The sequence below is a fragment of the Paenibacillus sp. LPE1-1-1.1 genome, from assembly GCF_040676435.1.
GTDB lineage: Bacteria > Bacillota > Bacilli > Paenibacillales > Paenibacillaceae > Pristimantibacillus.
Map to the genome: position 1 here is coordinate 48,059 of NZ_JBEGHY010000003.1, position 17,955 is coordinate 66,013.

At 49.0% G+C, this 17,955-nt stretch carries 17 protein-coding genes and 1 rRNA gene; 1 reads left to right on the plus strand and 17 read right to left on the minus strand.

Features of this window, described 5'->3' with window-relative positions:
• Nucleotides 1-2 precede the first annotated feature (2 nt).
• The 8 genes from rlmB to MRBLPE1_RS10210 all read right to left on the minus strand — a co-directional run bounded on the left by rlmB (nt 3) and on the right by MRBLPE1_RS10210 (nt 7,927).
• Nucleotides 3-758, minus strand: coding sequence for a 23S rRNA (guanosine(2251)-2'-O)-methyltransferase RlmB (gene rlmB / locus MRBLPE1_RS10175; RefSeq protein WP_364144904.1), 756 nt, complete (start codon nt 756-758; stop codon nt 3-5).
• A gap of 49 nt (nt 759-807) precedes the next feature.
• A complete protein-coding gene (locus tag MRBLPE1_RS10180; protein WP_364144907.1) occupies nt 808-1,239 on the minus strand; it encodes a Mini-ribonuclease 3 in 432 nt (143 codons plus the stop codon).
• A complete protein-coding gene (gene cysS / locus MRBLPE1_RS10185) occupies nt 1,236-2,675 on the minus strand; it encodes a cysteine--tRNA ligase (RefSeq protein WP_364144910.1) in 1,440 nt (479 codons plus the stop codon). The genes MRBLPE1_RS10180 and cysS overlap by 4 nt, the downstream gene beginning before the upstream one ends.
• The gene (gene cysE / locus MRBLPE1_RS10190; protein WP_364144912.1) at nt 2,672-3,334 is read right to left on the minus strand and encodes a serine O-acetyltransferase; all 663 of its coding nucleotides are present in this window, start codon (nt 3,332-3,334) and stop codon (nt 2,672-2,674) included. The genes cysS and cysE overlap by 4 nt, the downstream gene beginning before the upstream one ends.
• Nucleotides 3,335-3,947: 613 nt before the next feature.
• On the minus strand, nt 3,948-5,420 hold the full coding sequence (gltX, locus tag MRBLPE1_RS10195; RefSeq protein WP_364144915.1) for a glutamate--tRNA ligase: 1,473 nt from the start codon (nt 5,418-5,420) through the stop codon (nt 3,948-3,950).
• Between the two features lie 61 nt (nt 5,421-5,481).
• On the minus strand, nt 5,482-5,964 hold the full coding sequence (gene ispF / locus MRBLPE1_RS10200; RefSeq protein WP_364144917.1) for a 2-C-methyl-D-erythritol 2,4-cyclodiphosphate synthase: 483 nt from the start codon (nt 5,962-5,964) through the stop codon (nt 5,482-5,484).
• Nucleotides 5,961-6,680 (minus strand): 2-C-methyl-D-erythritol 4-phosphate cytidylyltransferase, encoded by a 720-nt coding sequence (gene ispD / locus MRBLPE1_RS10205; protein ID WP_364144919.1) that lies wholly within the window; start codon nt 6,678-6,680, stop codon nt 5,961-5,963. Before ispD ends, ispF begins: the two co-directional genes overlap by 4 nt.
• 149 nt (nt 6,681-6,829) lie before the next feature.
• Entirely contained in the window at nt 6,830-7,927 is a 1,098-nt protein-coding gene (locus MRBLPE1_RS10210; RefSeq protein WP_364144922.1) for a PIN/TRAM domain-containing protein, read from the minus strand.
• 176 nt (nt 7,928-8,103) lie between these two features.
• Here MRBLPE1_RS10210 and MRBLPE1_RS10215 point away from each other — a divergent pair, with 176 nt between their 5' ends.
• The gene (locus MRBLPE1_RS10215; protein WP_308998869.1) at nt 8,104-8,499 is read left to right on the plus strand and encodes a DUF1573 domain-containing protein; all 396 of its coding nucleotides are present in this window, start codon (nt 8,104-8,106) and stop codon (nt 8,497-8,499) included.
• Nucleotides 8,500-8,670: 171 nt separating this feature from the next.
• Here the strand turns inward: MRBLPE1_RS10215 and pssA are convergent, their stop codons facing one another.
• From pssA to rrf, 9 genes are all read right to left on the minus strand, one after another.
• Nucleotides 8,671-9,417: a CDP-diacylglycerol--serine O-phosphatidyltransferase gene (gene pssA / locus MRBLPE1_RS10220; RefSeq protein WP_364144926.1), complete on the minus strand. Its 747-nt coding sequence runs from the start codon at nt 9,415-9,417 to the stop codon at nt 8,671-8,673.
• 88 nt (nt 9,418-9,505) lie between these two features.
• Nucleotides 9,506-10,582, minus strand: a complete 1,077-nt coding sequence (gene disA / locus MRBLPE1_RS10225) for a DNA integrity scanning diadenylate cyclase DisA (RefSeq protein ID WP_364144928.1) — start codon at nt 10,580-10,582, stop codon at nt 9,506-9,508.
• 11 nt (nt 10,583-10,593) lie between these two features.
• On the minus strand, nt 10,594-11,961 hold the full coding sequence (gene radA, locus MRBLPE1_RS10230; RefSeq protein ID WP_364144931.1) for a DNA repair protein RadA: 1,368 nt from the start codon (nt 11,959-11,961) through the stop codon (nt 10,594-10,596).
• A gap of 338 nt (nt 11,962-12,299) precedes the next feature.
• Nucleotides 12,300-12,647, minus strand: coding sequence for an antibiotic biosynthesis monooxygenase (locus MRBLPE1_RS10235; RefSeq protein WP_364144934.1), 348 nt, complete (start codon nt 12,645-12,647; stop codon nt 12,300-12,302).
• Nucleotides 12,648-12,777: 130 nt separating this feature from the next.
• A complete protein-coding gene (clpC, locus tag MRBLPE1_RS10240) occupies nt 12,778-15,237 on the minus strand; it encodes an ATP-dependent protease ATP-binding subunit ClpC (RefSeq protein ID WP_364144937.1) in 2,460 nt (819 codons plus the stop codon).
• Between the two features lie 2 nt (nt 15,238-15,239).
• A complete protein-coding gene (locus tag MRBLPE1_RS10245; RefSeq protein ID WP_364144939.1) occupies nt 15,240-16,319 on the minus strand; it encodes a protein arginine kinase in 1,080 nt (359 codons plus the stop codon).
• A gap of 28 nt (nt 16,320-16,347) precedes the next feature.
• The gene (locus tag MRBLPE1_RS10250) at nt 16,348-16,869 is read right to left on the minus strand and encodes a UvrB/UvrC motif-containing protein (RefSeq protein ID WP_364144942.1); all 522 of its coding nucleotides are present in this window, start codon (nt 16,867-16,869) and stop codon (nt 16,348-16,350) included.
• A gap of 35 nt (nt 16,870-16,904) precedes the next feature.
• Nucleotides 16,905-17,366 carry a CtsR family transcriptional regulator gene (locus tag MRBLPE1_RS10255; RefSeq protein WP_364144945.1) on the minus strand — a complete coding sequence of 154 codons (462 nt, stop codon included), beginning with the start codon at nt 17,364-17,366 and terminating at the stop codon, nt 16,905-16,907.
• A gap of 502 nt (nt 17,367-17,868) precedes the next feature.
• A 5S ribosomal RNA gene (rrf, locus tag MRBLPE1_RS10260) occupies nt 17,869-17,955 on the minus strand; the annotation flags it as partial.

Consider the following 17,955-nt stretch of genomic DNA (forward strand, 5'->3'; position numbering starts at 1 on the left):
ACCTAAATGCTCCGGCGCTGACGCACGACCTCATACATAAGAACGCCGGCCGCAACGGAAGCGTTCAGTGAGTTCAATTGGCCAAGCATCGGCAATTTCACGAGAAAATCGCATTTTTCCTTAATGAGTCTTCCCATTCCTTTGCTTTCATTACCGATCACAACGACTAGCGGCATATCGAATTTCATTTTATAAACATCCTGCTTGGCATCTAGGTCAGTACCGGCTACCCATACGCCCGCTTCCTTCAGCTTATCAATGGTTTGCGCAAGGTTTGTTACGCGCGCAACGGGTACATGCTCCGCTGCCCCTGCCGATGTTTTAAGAACGGTCGCCGTCAGTCCTGCAGAGCGTCTTTTCGGAATAATAACGCCGTGAACTCCCGTGCATTCCGCCGTACGCAATATGGAACCGAGATTATGCGGGTCTTCGATTTCATCCAGCAGCAAAATAAAAGGGATCTCATCCTTCTGCTTCGCGCGCTCAAGAATCTCCTCTACCTCTACGTAAGCAAAGGCAGCCGCCTGAGCGACAACGCCTTGATGCGTAACCCCGGGGGTTAGGCTGTCAAGCTTCCTCTTATCCACAAACTGTACGACGATACCGAATTTTTTCGCTTCAGCGACAATCGGCTGCGTCAAAGTCTTCTGTGCGCCGTCGGCAATCCAAATTTTATTAATCTCACGGCCGGACCGCAGTGCTTCCAGCACCGGGTGTTTACCGGCAATCATCTCGTCTTGAACAATTTCTTCAGTCATCGGTTACCCTCCTCTTATCTTTTTCCTATATAAAATGGCTGTTCTAGCCTTAAAGATCATCTTCACTCTTCCCGATCGCGATCGTAAACAGTTCATGTATGCGATTGATACGGCCCTCATAATAGAGATATCCGACTAAACTCTCCAAGGCGGTTGCCATGCGGTAATCCGCAAGATCCGCATTTTTGGGCGGAGCGCCTGATTTTGAATTGCGTCCGCGGCGGACAATGTCCGCCTCCTCCTCGGTCAAATGCGGCTGCCAAAGATCCAGCGCCCGCTTTTGACCCTTAGCCGATACGATCTTCGTCGCTTCGCGGTGGATATGATGGGACTTCTGATTCGGCAGCGATATTAAATATTGCCTTACAAGGAGCTCGAACACAGCATCACCCATATAAGCGAGTATAACGGGATTCATTAGCTGCGGCAATTTGGAGGGCGGATGGAATAACAGCATGTTCGTATCGTTGCCCTCGCTCATTTGCGCCGCCAGCGGATACCTTGCGGCGTATCCTCAAGCACGATGTCCATCTCCGTGAGCAGGTCACGTATTTCATCGGCTCTCGCCCAGTTTTTGGACGCCCGCGCTTCTGTCCGTTCCACGATAAGCTGTTCAATATCCGCGTCCAGCAGCTCGCTTCCCGCTTGTTGCGGAAGCAATCCAAGCACGGCATCCATACGCTCTAGCAGCGTCAGCAAAGCTAGAATGCCGCTAGCGGCCGCATCGGCGCGATTGAGATACTGATTGGCTTCGCCCACTAAATCAAATACAGAGGTGATCGCATCCGGCGTATTGAAATCATCGCTCATTTTCGCATGGAATTGCTCATGTATCGCTTTAAGCTTCGCATCCAAGGATTCCTCACCGGATGGAACAAGGCCGTTCACGCTTTCGGCAGCCTGAGCGGAATCGCTTTGGGCCGCGTTAAGCCTATGCTTGAGATTGGCTGCGCAATTAGCGATCCGCTCCACGCTATTCTCCGCTTGGGCAACCGTGTCATCGCTGAAATTAAGCGGACTGCGGTAATGGGTGGATAACATAAAGTAACGGATAGCATGCGGCTTAACCCGCTTCACCAGTTCATGAACCGTAATGCCGTTGCCTAGCGACTTCGACATTTTCTCGTTATTGATATGGATATAGCCGTTATGCATCCAGTAGTTCGCAAGCGGTTTGCCCGTTAACGCTTCCGATTGCGCTACTTCGCATTCATGATGCGGAAATTGCAAATCATGTCCGCCTCCATGAATATCCAGCGTATCGCCGAGATACGAGCGGGCCATGGCGGAGCACTCGATATGCCAACCCGGACGTCCATCGCCAAAAGGGCTTTCCCATTTGATTTCTCCCGGTTTCGCACCTTTCCATAAGACAAAATCCTGTTGATTCTCTTTGCGGTCGCCGACTTCAACGCGGATACCGAATTGGAGCTCCTCTATATTCTGATGGGAGAGCTTGCCGTAATCCGCGAATGCAGCCGTACGATAATAAACATCGCCATCGCTCATATAGGCATAGCCTTTGTCTATTAGTCCTTGAATAAACGCAATGATCTGCGGAATATGCTCCGTCACCCGCGGATTCAGCGTTGCCTTATGAACGCCCAGCGCTTCGATATCCGCATAAAATGCCTCAATAAACGTTTCCGCTACCTCCGGTACGGTTGTGCCAAGCTGCTCGGCTTTGCGGATAAGCTTATCGTCTACGTCGGTAAAGTTAACGACATATTGAACTTCGTTCCCGATATCCTCTAGATAGCGGCGAACGACATCAAAGAAAATAACCGGACGCGCATTGCCGATATGAATGTAATCATAAACCGTCGGACCGCATACATACATTTTCACTTTGCCCGGCTCTTGCGCAGTAAAAGGCTCTTTCAGCCGTGACACCGTATTATAAATAGATACCGTCATTTTCTTATTTCTCCTCCAGCTACAGGTTTCCGAAGCTGCTTCAGTTCGGTTTTCAAATCATCAATTTCCTTTTGCATCGTGCGAAACATTTCGATGACCGGGTCAGGAAGCTGCGTATGGTCAAGCCGGTCGCCGACCCGTTCGCCGTTTCGTTTTACGACGCGGCCCGGATTTCCGACAACCGTGCAATTCGTTGGCACTTCCCGAAGCACAACGGCATTCGATCCAATATTGGAAAACTCGCCTACTTGAAACGAACCCAGCACCTTCGCTCCTGAGCCAATAACAACATTATTACCAATTGTCGGGTGACGCTTACCTTTTTCTTTTCCGGTACCGCCTAGAGTGACGCCTTGATAAATAACGACGTCATCGCCGATCTCGCAGGTTTCTCCAATGACTACGCCCATGCCGTGGTCGATAAACAACCTCTCGCCGATCCGGGCGCCCGGATGTATCTCAATACCCGTCATGAACCGGCTCACCTGGGAGATCATGCGTGCTGCCGTAAACCAGCCTCTGCGGTATAAAGGATGGGCTATGCGGTGCGCCCATATGGCATGCAAGCCTGAATAGGTGAACACAACCTCAAAGCGGCTGCGTGCGGCCGGATCATTCTCAAATACCGCTTGTATGTCCGATCGAAAATGACGAAACATAAGCAATGCTCCTTATCGTACGCTCATAATTTCCCAACTAAGCGCAAACGGCTGCAGCCACCTTTGGCGGCATAAGCTATTTTCGCTGAGATATATAAGCACATTTAGATTTGAATACAAAGATGTCCTTATATATCAAAAAAGCCTCCGCAGCATATTATGCTGCAGAGGCGTGTAATCTCGCGGTTCCACTCTGCTTGAACAAGCAAGCTAGCCGGCTATCGGCTGTTGTTTGTTCATCTCATCGTCTTTAACGCAGACGATACGTTGCTGCCTACCTTGCCCAGCACGGTGGACGTCCTTATGGTAATACGCGTCTCCGCCTAATCCAAAGGGTCGTGATAACCTGCTGCGGCAGCTCGGAACAAAGCTCCCAGGTGCATATTTCCGTTCGGCGGACCAGACAACTTTCAGCCCCATTCTGTTTCCTTAGCCACACCATAATGCGACGCCGATTCGAATGACGGTTGTCCTCTCTGCGAATCCACAAGCAAACGTACTTCTCCTGTTCATGGCCGTTCAATTCATTCACTTATTAGTCATAGTATACCGAATACCCAAAAATGTGACAAGGGTATTATGTTTCTCAAATAAGTCGAGTGCCGTAAAGCGGCTAAACCGTTTTGCCCGCTAAGCGATCACGGAGACGCTTAATCACTTTTTCTTTGCCAAGCAAAGCGAGTGACTGGTTAAGGTCCGGACCATGCGTTTGTCCAGTAAGCGCCGCACGAATCGGCATAAAGAGCTGCTTCCCTTTGAAGCCCGTTTCTTTCTGCACCGCCTTGATCATCTCTTTGATCCCATCAACTTGAAAAGGCGTTTCGCCCGCTTCAACGAGAGTCAAAAAGGCTTGAAGCACCGTTGGAACCTGCTCTTCGGCGAGCACGGCGACGGCCTCTTCCTCATCCTCTACGGTATCCCGGAAGAAAAGCTCCGTCATGGGAACGATATCCGAAGCTGAACGCAGCTTGTCCTGATGCAGCGCCACGAGATCCGTCACCCAAGCTCTGCCCTCCGCGTCAAGGTCTCCGGCTGTACGTCCGGCACGTTGCAAATGCGGCAAGCAAAGATCGACAACCCGCTCCAGGTCTGCCTTTTTCAAATATTCATTATTCATCCAGCTTAGCTTCTGCGTGTCAAATACGGCAGGGCTTTTGCTTAGGCGCTCCGGATTAAATACAGAAACCAGCTCTTCGCGCGTAAAGATCTCCTGCTCCCCTTCCGGCGACCAGCCGAGCAGCGTAATAAAGTTGAACATGGCTTCCGGCAAATAGCCGAGATCGTCGTACTGCGAGATGAACTGGATGATCGATTCATCGCGTTTGCTTAGCTTTTTGCGCTGCTCATTCACGATCAGCGTCATATGGCCAAACTGCGGCGGCTCCCATCCGAGTGCTTCATAAATCATCAGCTGGCGGGGCGTATTCGAGATATGATCTTCTCCGCGCAATACATGGCTGATTTTCATCAAATAATCATCCAGCACGACCGCAAAGTTATACGTCGGGATACCGTCCTTCTTCACGATTACGAAATCGCCCATCTCGGCGGTATCGAAGCTGATCGAGCCTTTAACGATATCGTCAAAAGCATAAGTACGGCCTTCCGGTACACGAAAACGAATACTCGGCACACGTCCTTCGGCTTCGAAAGCTTGACGCTGCTCCTCTGTCAGATCGCGGTGCCGTCCGGAGTAACGCGGGGTTTCTCCGCGCTCTGTTTGCTCTTCCCGCTCCTGCTCCAGCTCTTCCTCTGAGCAATAGCAGCGATAAGCAAGACCGCGGTCGAGAAGCTCTTGCCAATATTTTTTGTAAATATCAAGACGCTCGGTCTGGCGGTAAGGTCCGTATCCGCCTCCGATATCGATGCTTTCATCCCAATCGATGCCAAGCCATTTCAAGTATTTGAGTTGGCTCTCTTCTCCGCCCGCAACATTGCGCTTCACGTCCGTATCTTCGATTCGAATGATGAATTTACCGCCTTGATTTCTTGCATACAAATAATTGAATAAGGCCGTTCTTGCATTCCCTATATGTAAATGGCCCGTCGGAGATGGGGCATAACGAACTCGAACTTCTGCTGTCATTTCAATATACCTCCTAAAAGTTTTGCGAAGCAAAAGCTAGCTTCGTAAGCAATAAATCCGATCATATCACATCCATGATTAGACAAACAACGGATTGCGCCGCAATTCCTTCGCTGCGTCCCGTGAATCCAAGCTGCTCGGTGGTCGTCGCTTTTACGTTCACCTGCGCGATGTCAGCCTCGAGTGCCTTGGCAATGATTTCGGCCATTTGCGGAATATAAGGCAGCATTTTCGGTTTCTGTGCAATGATAGTGGAATCAATGTTACCAAGCTTATAACCGCGCTCGCGTACAAGCTTCCATACCTCTTCAAGCAGCTTTAAGCTGTCTGCGTCCTTATATGCGGCATCCGTATCGGGAAAATGTTTGCCAATATCACCAAGACCCAGAGCACCCAGTATCGCATCTGTTATCGCATGCAGCAGCACGTCAGCGTCTGAATGGCCCAGCAGGCCCTTCTCATAAGGAATCGTCACCCCTCCGATAATACAGGGACGTCCTTCTACCAATTGATGCACATCAAACCCTTGTCCAACTCGAATCATCCTTGCTCACCGTTCCCCTCTGCCTTGTCGGCACGACGCTTCGCAAGCAGAAATTCCGCCCACGGCAAATCTTCAGGCGTCGTAATTTTAATATTGGTGTATTCGCCTTCTGCTACGGTAACGCTAGCGCCCATGCGCTCGACAACCATCGCGTCATCCGTTCCTATGAATTGCTCCGCCATTGCGCGTTCGTGCGCTTCCAGCAGCAGGACACGTCGAAAAGCTTGCGGCGTTTGTATCGCCCACAAGCTTCGGCGGTCCGGTGTCGAAACGATCACACCCGCTTCATTTACTTGTTTAATCGTATCTTTAACCGGAACGGCCAGCACGGCAGCACCGCTATGCTCTGCCTGCATGCAGCAAGCGCGTACAGCATCCGCCGTTACAAGCGGACGCACCCCGTCATGGACCATGACCCAGTCCGTTGACAGCTCCTGCAGCCCGCAGTATACGGAATGCTGGCGCTCTTTGCCTCCGGCAACAACAGCCGTAACCTTCGTCAGGCCGTATTGGGCCACCCAATTACGGCAGCGCTCCACATCATCGCTTCCAACGACGAGGACCGTTTCCTTAACCGATTCCATTGACTGAAACAGCTCAAGCGTATGGACAAGTATGGGCTTGTCCCCGAGCTGCAAATATTGCTTGCTTTCCTTCGTCCCCATTCGCGTGCCTCGTCCGGCCGCTACGATGATGACTCCCCAATCTGCTCCCATGCCTTCGACCCGCCTCACACAGAGTTAAAAAATAAGCGCATATAAGATTATCTCTCACAGCAGGCTTATTTTTCACCGCGAAACGAGCTTTTGCCGCTGCAGAGCGGCGTCAGCCGTTTGCGCTCTAACAATAGTACTATCATACCTTGTTACAGCGCTTTTTCCAACAGCTTCGGCTTTGCGAATATCATTCGGCCCGCAGAGGTTTGCAATACGCTCGTCACGAGCACCTCCATTGTCGTTCCGATATATTCGCGGCCGCCCTCGACGACGATCATCGTACCGTCATCCAAATAGGCGACGCCTTGGCCATGCTCTTTGCCGTCTTTTATCACTTGAACGATGATTTCTTCCCCAGGCAGAACAACCGGCTTGACCGCATTAGCCAAATCATTAATATTAAGCACCGATACGCCTTGAAGCTCGCAAACTTTGTTTAAATTAAAATCATTCGTAACGACCTTGCCGTGAAGCGCCTTAGCGAGCTTGACCAGCTTGCTGTCCACTTCGCCGATTTCTTCGAAATCTCCTTCGTAAATAAGTACCTTCACATCAAGCTCTTTTTGAATTTTGTTCAAAATATCGAGCCCGCGCCGTCCCCTGTTGCGTTTCAGCAAGTCAGACGAGTCCGCAATATGCTGAAGCTCCTCAAGCACGAACTCCGGAATGACAAGCGTCCCTTCAATAAATCCGGTTTTGCAGATGTCTGCAATCCGCCCATCGATAATAACGCTTGTATCGAGTATCTTATGCTCCTCGTAGCCGCCTGCTTCATCTGCAGCCGGTGCGATTCTGCGCTTCTCCAGCAAGGCAGCAAAGCCTTCTGCCAGCTCCTGCTGCTTATGCAGGCCGATACGCATGCCCAAATAGCCGAAGCATACCATCATAGCCGCAGGAACAAGGCTTCCTAAGCCCTCAAGTCCAGATACAGCCGGATAGATCAAGACGGTAAGCAATAAGCCTGCTAAAAGCCCTCCGGCCCCTGCAATGAGCTGCTGCATCGGAAGCGCAGCGGTTTGCTCCGCACCCTTCTGCATATAACGGATGATTTGCCCTGCTAACATCGTTGCTGCAACCACACCAAAAACCGCGCCAATTGCTACATTCATGTAATAAGTGCCGGATCGCTGTAGCATACCGAAGGATGAGCCTGACCATACGGCCGCTCCATTTATCCATCCATATACTTCACCGCCTGCCATACCGCCGAACAACATTCCCATTAGTTGAATTATACGTCTAACCATTATGGTTCACCTCCACTACAATTATGTTCCAATAATTGCCTTGCTAACCGTAGGGGAGCCTATTAATTGCAAACATTTATAAATTTTAATAATTCACATTTTGTAAACGGACGGGATGAGGCTTATAATGGAAATTAAGATTATAACAAAAGAGGTTGGTGAAAGAGGTGGAACCGATGAGCGCTCCTACACTGGATCAATTTCAGCAGCAAGTATCCGAATTGCTGCTACGTCACCGCAGTCTGTTAGATGTTATGTCCAAATTCGGACAGTCGGGTGCTTCTGTCAATCGTGCAGTTACCAAAGCAGTAACGGATTGCGGCTGTATCGAATTAAATGCCCGCAAGCAGCAATACTCGGATGACCTGAATCTCGAAAATGCCAAAACGACGCTGCAAAGCCATCTCACCGGAGCCGTATGCGAGCATTGCCGCGACGCGCTTAAGAACGATCTGGGCCGCAACCTGTTTTACATGACAGCCTTATGCAATCTGCTGAATATTCAACTGGATGAGGTTATTGCCGATGAATACGACAAATGCTCCACGCTTGGCCTGTTTAATTTAACGTAAAGAAATGAGCCTCAAAGCTTACTTGATAATTAAAATAGCCTTGAGGCGATGTGCGCCTCAAGGCTATTTCTTTGAGAATCCCTATAAAAAGAGCGCTTCTAGACACAATAGGCTGTGTTCAGAAACGCTCTTTATTGGATAGATGCAGCATTCAACCGTTCAACTGCCGTCTTAAGCCGGTTTTTCCGTTTGAACAGGCTCTTCGGCGATTTCATCGCGCGATTTCCGCTTCCGGTTCCGCTTTGGCAAACGGCGATCAACGTTTTTTTTTAGGCCGTACAGCGCATAGAGAAGCAGCGGTACGAACAATATTTTTGAAAGATCGTTTTTGAAGAACAAGCCGAGCACGACAGCCACGACTATGACAATAGGCACAACCCAAATGGCGCTCTTAGGAATGCCGACTTTTTTGAAATTCGGATATTTAATCGTACTGACCATGAGCAAGGAAAGTACAAGCGTGCTCGTGAGCAGCACCGATACATAAATGTCGTCTTTGAACAATGCAAGCGTCGCTAACACACCGCCGGCCGCCGGTATCGGAAGACCGATAAAGTAGCCAGGCGCGCTTGAAATGACATTGAAGCGGGCAAGCCGTAAAGCGCCGCATATGGGAAACAATGCCGTAACAATCCATGCGAAGGCTGGATTAAGATCCTGAAAAGCGACCACATACATAATAAAAGCCGGTGCTACGCCAAACGAAATCACATCGGATAACGAGTCTAGCTCCTTACCGAATTCACTTTGAACGTTCAGCGCCCGAGCAACGCGTCCGTCTACACCGTCAAGCAGCATCGCGATTAACACCATCATAGCCGCCGTATCCGGTTTTTCGTTAAATACAAGAATGATGGCGATTACTCCTAAGAATAAATTCCCCACCGTGAGAAGGCTCGGTATCGATTTTGCGATCATCTTTTCCACCTCTTCTCTACTATGCCCCAAAACCCACAACGAATGTACATCCGCGTTAAAGGACCACATTCAATCCATTGTATGGGATTTAAATTTGCCTGTCAATGAACATCTGCTCTTGTATCCGCTTGAGTCCTTCTTTGATGGCCCGTGCACGTACCTCGCCAATGCCTTCCACTTCATCCAATTCTTCGATCGTCGCCATCAGGATATGAGGCAGCCGTCCAAATTGCTCGATCAGATTGTTCATAATAATAAGAGGCAATCTCGGAATTTTGTTTAGCAAACGATAACCGCGAGGGGAAACCGACTCATCGCTCATATTGCTCGTATGCGGGTATCCGATTAGACGGATGATCGGCGGCGCATCAAGCAGCTCATCCGAGCTCAGTTTTTTTAGGCCCGCCCGGATTTCCCGGATCTTCTCATCCGAATTCTCTTTGGCATAATCCTTAAGTAAGTACCAGGCATCCTCTTCAACGCCGCCCACCAATTCATCCATCTGCATGCTGATGAGGCGGCCTTCCGTACCCAGCTCATTCACATAGCGTTTAATTTCCATTTTGATGCGCAGCACCATCTCCACGCGCTGGATAACATGCGCTACTTCCTGCAGGGTAACAAGCTCCTCAAATTCAAGCGCCGATAAATTCGTAAACGATTGGCTAAGCACCGCTTTATATTTCTCTAGCGTTTGAATCGCTTGGTTGGCCTTTGTCAAAATAACGCCCATATCCTTCAGCGAGTAACGAAGGTTGCCTTGATAGAGCGTGATGATATTCCGGCGCTGCGAGATCGATACGACAAGCTTTCCGGTCTGCTTCGCTACACGCTCCGCGGTACGGTGGCGGATACCCGTTTCAATCGACGGGATAGAGCTGTTCGGAATGAGCTGCGTATTCGCATACAAGATTCTCCGCATATCCTCGCTCAAAATAATCGCGCCGTCCATTTTCGCAAGCTCATATAAATAGTTGGGCGAGAAATCGCAGTTAATGGAGAAGCCTCCATCCACAACCTCCATCACCTCTGGACTATAGCCTACTACAAGCAAAGCCCCCGTTTTGGCCCGAAGCACATTTTCAAGCCCATCACGAAAAGGGGTACCTGGTGCGACTAATTGCAATAGTTGATTCATAATTTCAAGCTGAGTAGGTTCCTTCATCGTCTGCCCCCCTATCCAAGCGCTGCCTTAAGTGCTTCCGACACTGTGGTTACGCCAATAATTTCTATGCCTGCGGGCGGTTTCCACCCTTTTAAGCTCTTCTCCGGCATAATGACACGTTTGAATCCTAATTTTTCTGCTTCCTTCACTCGCTGCTCCGCCCGCGATACCGCGCGAACCTCGCCCGTCAGCCCTACCTCGCCAAAAATAACGTCATACGGCTTCGTTGGCGCATCCCGAAAGCTAGAGGCAATGCTGACCGCCGCTGCAAGGTCGACTGCCGGCTCATCCAGCTTCACGCCGCCAGCTACGTTCAAGTAAGCATCCTGCGTTTGCAGAAACATGCCGTTACGTTTCTCCAATACCGCAATGATAAGCGCCATCCGGTTGTGGTCAATGCCCGTGGACATTCTTCTTGGAGAAGGGAAGTTGGTTGTTGCCACAAGCGCTTGAAGCTCTACAAGCACTGGCCTCGTACCTTCCATGGCAGCGACGACCGTCGAGCCGGATACGCCGAGCGGACGCTCGGACAGAAACAATTCAGAAGGATTGGAAACCTCCCGCAAGCCATCCTCGCCCATTTCAAAAATACCGATTTCATTCGTCGAGCCGAAGCGGTTTTTAACGGCGCGTAGAATCCGGTATGTATGATGGCGCTCCCCTTCAAAATAAAGGACGCAGTCCACCATATGCTCGAGCAGCCTAGGCCCTGCTATCGCGCCTTCTTTCGTTACATGGCCGACGAGCACCGTTGCGATCCCTTTAATTTTGGCAACTCTCATAAAATGCGCCGTACATTCGCGAACCTGCGACACACTGCCGGGAGCTGATTGAACATTGGGATCATAAACCGTTTGAATCGAGTCGATGACGAGAAAATCCGGTTGAACCGATTCAATCGCATCGTTAATTTGCTCCATATTGGTCTCGCATAATACATACAGCGATTCCGTCAGCGCGCCTAGGCGGTCAGCCCGAAGCCTCGTCTGCCGCACTGACTCCTCCCCGGAAATATAGAGAACCTTCAGCCCTTTCACGGCAAGGGCATGAGAGGTTTGCAGCAGCAGCGTTGATTTTCCGATACCGGGATCTCCGCCTACAAGAATAAGCGAGCCAGGAACGACGCCGCCGCCGAGCACTCGGTTGAGCTCAAGCATTCTCGTTTCGATCCTAGGCTCTTGCCCACTTTCTATATGTATGATGGACTGCGGCTTTTCTTTCGCATGAAACGAAGACAATCCGACTCCCTTCGTCTTCACAACCGTTTCTTTCTCTTCCACCATGGAATTCCAGGCATGGCAGCCCGGGCATTTGCCCAGCCACTTTGCCGATTCGGTACCGCATTCCGTACAAACGAACTTCGATTTTATTTTGGCCATTCTGTACTCCTTAAACGTTATGGGCTAGCAAAAATAGATGAAGCCATCCCTAGCGATTATGCTTAAAATGACACTATATAAAGTTTACCATTTTATCCCCCATGTATAAACCCACATTGTGAATGAAAAACAGACGATAACCTAACTATTATTCGTTTCCCACAGCCCAACCTATCCATTTTGATTCTCATCTTAATTATCCACAGATTTACCAACAACTTATCAACATTATCCACAAGTCATCAACATATCCCCATAGTCCTCAGCCCTCTTGCTCCAAAACAACAAAAAACGCTCCCGTTATCCACTGTGGATAAGAGAGCGAACGGTTAAATAAGTTAGCCTTCAATTTCAGCCTGGCGGGCAACCAATACGCGATGCGTAGTCAGCTGTGATCCGAGCATGACACTTTCCGTTTGCTGGCCTTCGGCACCTGGCTGCTGCCCTCCTCGGTGGGCATGCGCCTGCCGGAAGGAATCACTGTTTACCCAGCCTTCAAAAGAAGCTTTGTCTTCCCATGTCGTGCTGACTTTAAGCTCGTCATGTTCTTCTATTCCTTCCGTGAATAAAACCTCCATGCGAACAAAGCCTGGGGATAAATCAATTCCCTTCGAGTTTTGAAAACGTTTGGCTACCGTCTCCCCATGTCCCTTTTTCACCTTAATTGTATTAGTAACAACTATCATCGTTGTTCCTCCCATTCTATGTATTGCTATCCACCCATTATACGATAATGATTCTCATTGTCAATTGTTTGCAACAATAAAAACAGTCCCGCAAACAGCTGTCTGTCGCGGGACCGTTCGATATTATCGTTTATTTCGTAGTGGATTCCTCAGGTTCTTGTTCTTGGATGGACTTGCTGACCGTTAGGCCGCCATCTTTTTCGTCAATGGTGAACGTGTCGCCTTTTTGGATTTTACCCATAAGCAAATCTTCGGACAGACGGTCCTCGATATGCTTTTGGATCGCCCGGCGAAGCGGACGCGCTCCGTATTGCGGATCGTAGCCTTCCTTAGCAAGGAACGCTTTCGCTGCATCCGTCAGTACGAAATCAACCTCCTGCTCACGCAGACGTTTGCGGAGCTCCTCCGACATCAACGTAACGATTTGGGCAATATGCTCTTCGCCAAGCGAATGGAACACGATGCTCTCATCAATACGGTTCAAGAACTCCGGACGGAAGCTTTTCTTAAGCTCAGCCATGACTTTGTCCTTCATTTGCAAGAAGTCGCGCCCTGCATCTTGAACGGCAGTAAAACCAAGGGAAGAATTCTTCTTGATTTGATCGGCTCCGACATTCGAAGTCATAATGATCAGCGTATTGCGGAAATCAACAACGCGCCCTTTCGAATCGGTCAAGCGACCATCCTCAAGTACTTGAAGCAAGATATTGAATACCTCTGGATGTGCTTTCTCGATCTCATCGAGCAGGACTACGGAATAAGGCTTACGGCGTACTTTCTCCGTCAGTTGTCCGCCTTCTTCATAGCCGACATAGCCCGGAGGCGCTCCGACTAGACGTGAAGTCGAATGCTTCTCCATGTATTCCGACATGTCGATGCGGATAACCGCGTTCTCATCGCCAAACATCGCTTCGGCAAGCGCTCTTGCGAGCTCCGTCTTACCAACCCCTGTTGGACCTAAGAAAATGAATGAACCGATTGGACGCTTCGGATCCTTCAGACCGGCACGCGCTCGGCGAATCGCTCTCGATACCGATTTGACTGCGTCCTCCTGACCGATAATGCGATCATGAAGAATATCTTCCATTTTCAACAGGCGCTCGGTTTCTCCTTCAGCCATTTTACTGACCGGAATACCTGTCCAGCTGGCTACAACCTGTGCGATATCCTCAGGTGTCACTTCGGAATCCGTACGGCCTTGTTTTTCTTTCCACTGGTTTTTGGTTATGTCGAGCTCTTCGCGAATTTTTTGCTCCGTGTCACGAAGCGCTGCCGCTTTCTCGAATTCTTGGCTCTGAACCGCTGCATCCTTCTCCTTGCGGATATCCTCCAGACGATTTTCAAGCTGCTTCAAATTCGGCGGTACCGTGTAAGAATTTAGACGCACCTTCGAACCTGCTTCGTCGATGAGGTCAATGGCTTTATCCGGCAAGAACCGATCCGGAATATAACGGTCAGACAACTTAACAGCCTGCACAATCGCTTCATCCGTAATTTTCACGCGGTGGTGAGCTTCGTAGCGATCGCGTAAGCCGTACAAAATTTGAATGGCTTCCTCAGGTGACGGCTGATCGACCGTAATCGGCTGAAAGCGGCGCTCAAGCGCTGCATCCTTCTCGATGTATTTACGGTATTCATCAAGCGTCGTAGCTCCAATGCACTGAAGCTCGCCGCGCGCTAGAGCCGGCTTCAAAATATTCGACGCATCGATCGCGCCTTCTGCTCCGCCTGCGCCGATTAGCGTATGAAGCTCGTCGATGAATAAAATGATATTGCCAGCTTGGCGAATCTCATCCATGATCTTTTTCAGACGATCCTCGAACTCGCCACGGTATTTCGTACCTGCGACTACAGACCCCATATCCAGCGTCATTACTCGTTTATCGCGCAAAGTTTCAGGAATTTCATTTTCGATAATCTTTTGGGCAAGGCCTTCAGCAATTGCTGTTTTACCTACGCCTGGCTCCCCGATTAGCACGGGATTGTTTTTGGTACGACGGCTAAGCACTTGAATAACGCGCTCGATTTCTTTGCTGCGTCCAATAACGGGATCGAGATTTCCTTCTTTCGCATATGCCGTCAAGTCTCTTGCGAGACCGTCAAGTGTAGGCGTACTTACATTAGCAGGCGAGCCGTGGTTGCTTGATACGGCCTCACTGCTGCCTAGCAGCTGCAGCACTTGTTGGCGAGCCTTATTAAGACTAATACCAAGATTATTGAGCACCCGTGCCGCTACGCCTTCGCCTTCGCGAATCAGTCCAAGCAAAATATGCTCAGTGCCGACATACGTATGTCCAAGCTTTCTAGCTTCATCCATCGAAAGCTCGATCACTTTTTTGGCGCGCGGCGTATATGCGATGTTGTTCGGCTGCTCTTGGCCGCGACCGATTAAAGCTTCAACCTCATCCTGGATTTTTTCAAGTCCAAGTCCTAGACCGATTAACGCTTTAGCCGCTATTCCTTCCCCTTCGCGAATAAGGCCAAGCAAAATATGCTCTGTTCCAATATTGTTATGTCCTAGACGAACCGCTTCTTCTTGCGCCAATGCAAGCACCTTCTGTGCTCGCTCCGTGAATCTTCCAAACATCATATTTACGCACCCCCATGGCCTTTTTCACCACGCAATTGCTTGCGTATGAGTTCTGCTCTTCTGAAATCCCTCTGCTCCGGACTCATCTTCTCATCGAAGGTTTGCTGTAAAAATCCAGGCTGAGTCATTACCAAAAGCTCGTTCAATACTTGCGGCGTTACATCTGATAAAATACCGAGGTCCGCGCCAAGCCGCACATCCGATAAACGCTGTGCCGCTTCCTTGGAATCCATGACCTGTGCATAAGATAAAATACCGTATGACCGCTTTATCCGATCCACTGTTCTCAGCTTTGAGTCATGCATAAGGCGCTTACGCGCTGCTTTCTCATGCTCGATAATTTGTCTGGCTACACTGTACAAATTGTCAATAATTTCATTCTCGGATTGCCCAAGCGTAATTTGGTTTGACACTTGAAATAAATTGCCAAGCGCCTCACTTCCCTCGCCGTACAATCCTCTAACTGCTAAACCCACCTGCGTGACTGCTGACAATATGCGATTGATCTGCGACGTAAGCACAAGCGCCGGCAAATGCATCATAACCGATGCCCGTATACCTGTGCCAACATTGGTTGGACAAGTCGTTAGATAACCGCGTTTTTCATCAAAAGCATAATCGGCGGATTCTTCAAAAATATCGTCAATTCCGCTAGCCAATGCCCATGCCTCTTGGATTTGAAAACCAGGATACAGACATTGAATGCGCAAATGATCTTCTTCGTTAATCATTATGCTAACAGATTCATTATCGCTTAAAATAACGGCCCCGCATCGCGATTCGTTCGCTAAATTAGGACTGATTAGATGCTTTTCAACAAGCACCCTTTTATCAAGCTCGCTTAAATCTGACAAAACAATGGTTTCGAATGAACCAATGGACTGCAGCTTACCGCTTTGGCTTACTTCTGTCAGCTGATCCATGACATCCTTAGATTGTTGATTCGTTGAAAGCAATGGAAAAGGCTGATGACGTAAATTACGCGCTACTCGCACTCTGCTGCTTATAACAATTTCAGATTCAGGCCCTGTGTCCTTCATCCATTCGCTAAGCGCATGCTGTGAGAATCGATGCTTAGTCAAGAGGTACTTTCACTCCTTCTATACCAGCTTACAGGTCTGCAATTTTACGTTCTAATTCACGTATTCGATCACGCAGCTGAGCCGCGCTTTCAAACTCCTCTTGATCAATCTTCTCTTGCAGATTCCGCCTTAGCTGTTCGATTTCGCGCTTGCACTGGATTTGTCCGCCCGAGCGCTTCGGTATCTTGCCGCTGTGTACGGTACTGCTGTGAACGCGTTTGAGAAGCGGATCAAGCTTAGCTTCAAAAGCCTGATAACAGGAGCTGCAGCCGAATCGGCCAATCTTGCTGAACTGTGTATAGGTAAGTCCGCATTCCTCGCAGCGCAGCGCTGGCTCTTTTATACCGGCAATTCCCGAACTGCCTAATTGCTCGAAATCAAGAAGTCCTGACAATAAGCTATGAATGGAAAAACTATTCGGCGCGCCAGGTATGCCTTCACCTTTCTCGCGGGCACAGCTTTCACAAATGTGAAATTCGGTTTTCTCGCCATTGATGATTTTTGTAAAATGAAGCGTAGCTGGCTTTTTACCGCATTCTTGGCAAAACAAGCCTGATCCCTCCTCCCGGTATAAACGGCTGTTCGTTATTTGACCAGCAATGAGATCAGCATGGACCTGAGCATTCGTGCCCGGATTTCATCTCTGAGCGGCAGCTTAAGCGCGATCGTATCGCGGTGTACTGCGGCCCGAAGCAGATTACCTTCACGTTTCGTGATAAGTCTCGCTTCCTCCAGCTGATAAATAAGTCCTTCCGCCGCACTTTGATCGACGCATTCCCCTATCGTTTCCTCGATATGAAATTGAATCGCCTTCAGTGCCGGAAGATCAATCCGTTGTATTCGGATATAGCCTCCGCCTCCGCGCTTACTTTCAACCATGTATCCTTTCTCCATGGTAAATCGAGTACTGATGACATAGTTGATTTGCGAAGGTACACAAGAAAATTTGTCAGCCAAGTCATTGCGCTGAATTTCTACTGCTCCTTCAGGACTGTCCTGAAGCATATGCTTCAAATACTGTTCGATGAGATCGGAAATGTTACGCAAACCACCAACCTCCCTGAGAAATAACCAATAAAACAAGAATTGAAACAAAAAATCATGGAAGCCAGACAGTCATTTTTGTCATACACGGAATATTCGGACAACTGACTTTGACTTTCTTTGACTTTGATTTTATTATATGCAATTTTAGCAAAAGGTCAAGTGCTCATTAAAATTCATTTTATATTAGCTTGGTGCGGTTAGCTGCTGTTTATACATGAGGTTTCCTTGCAAGTAAATAAAAACGCTTAAATGTTCATGACTCAGGTTAAAGCCAAAAACATTACATGGATTGGAATTCATACATAAATTATGTAGACATAAGTCGTTTCTTAGAAAGTCAAAACATGTCGATTTCTAAAAAAATTACAGCTTTTGGCGAAACTTGTCTTGCGGAGACGAAGAAGAGATGCGTGGGGTATGTAACTGAGGTCCTATTCCCTTGATCTGGGTGACTATAGAAACAACAAAAAACCGATCGCATCACATGCGATCGGTCTCTCGTGCTTGGCGACGTCCTACTCTCCCAAGACCCTGCGGTCTAAGTACCATTGGCGCTGGAGGGCTTAACGGTCGTGTTCGGTATGGGAAC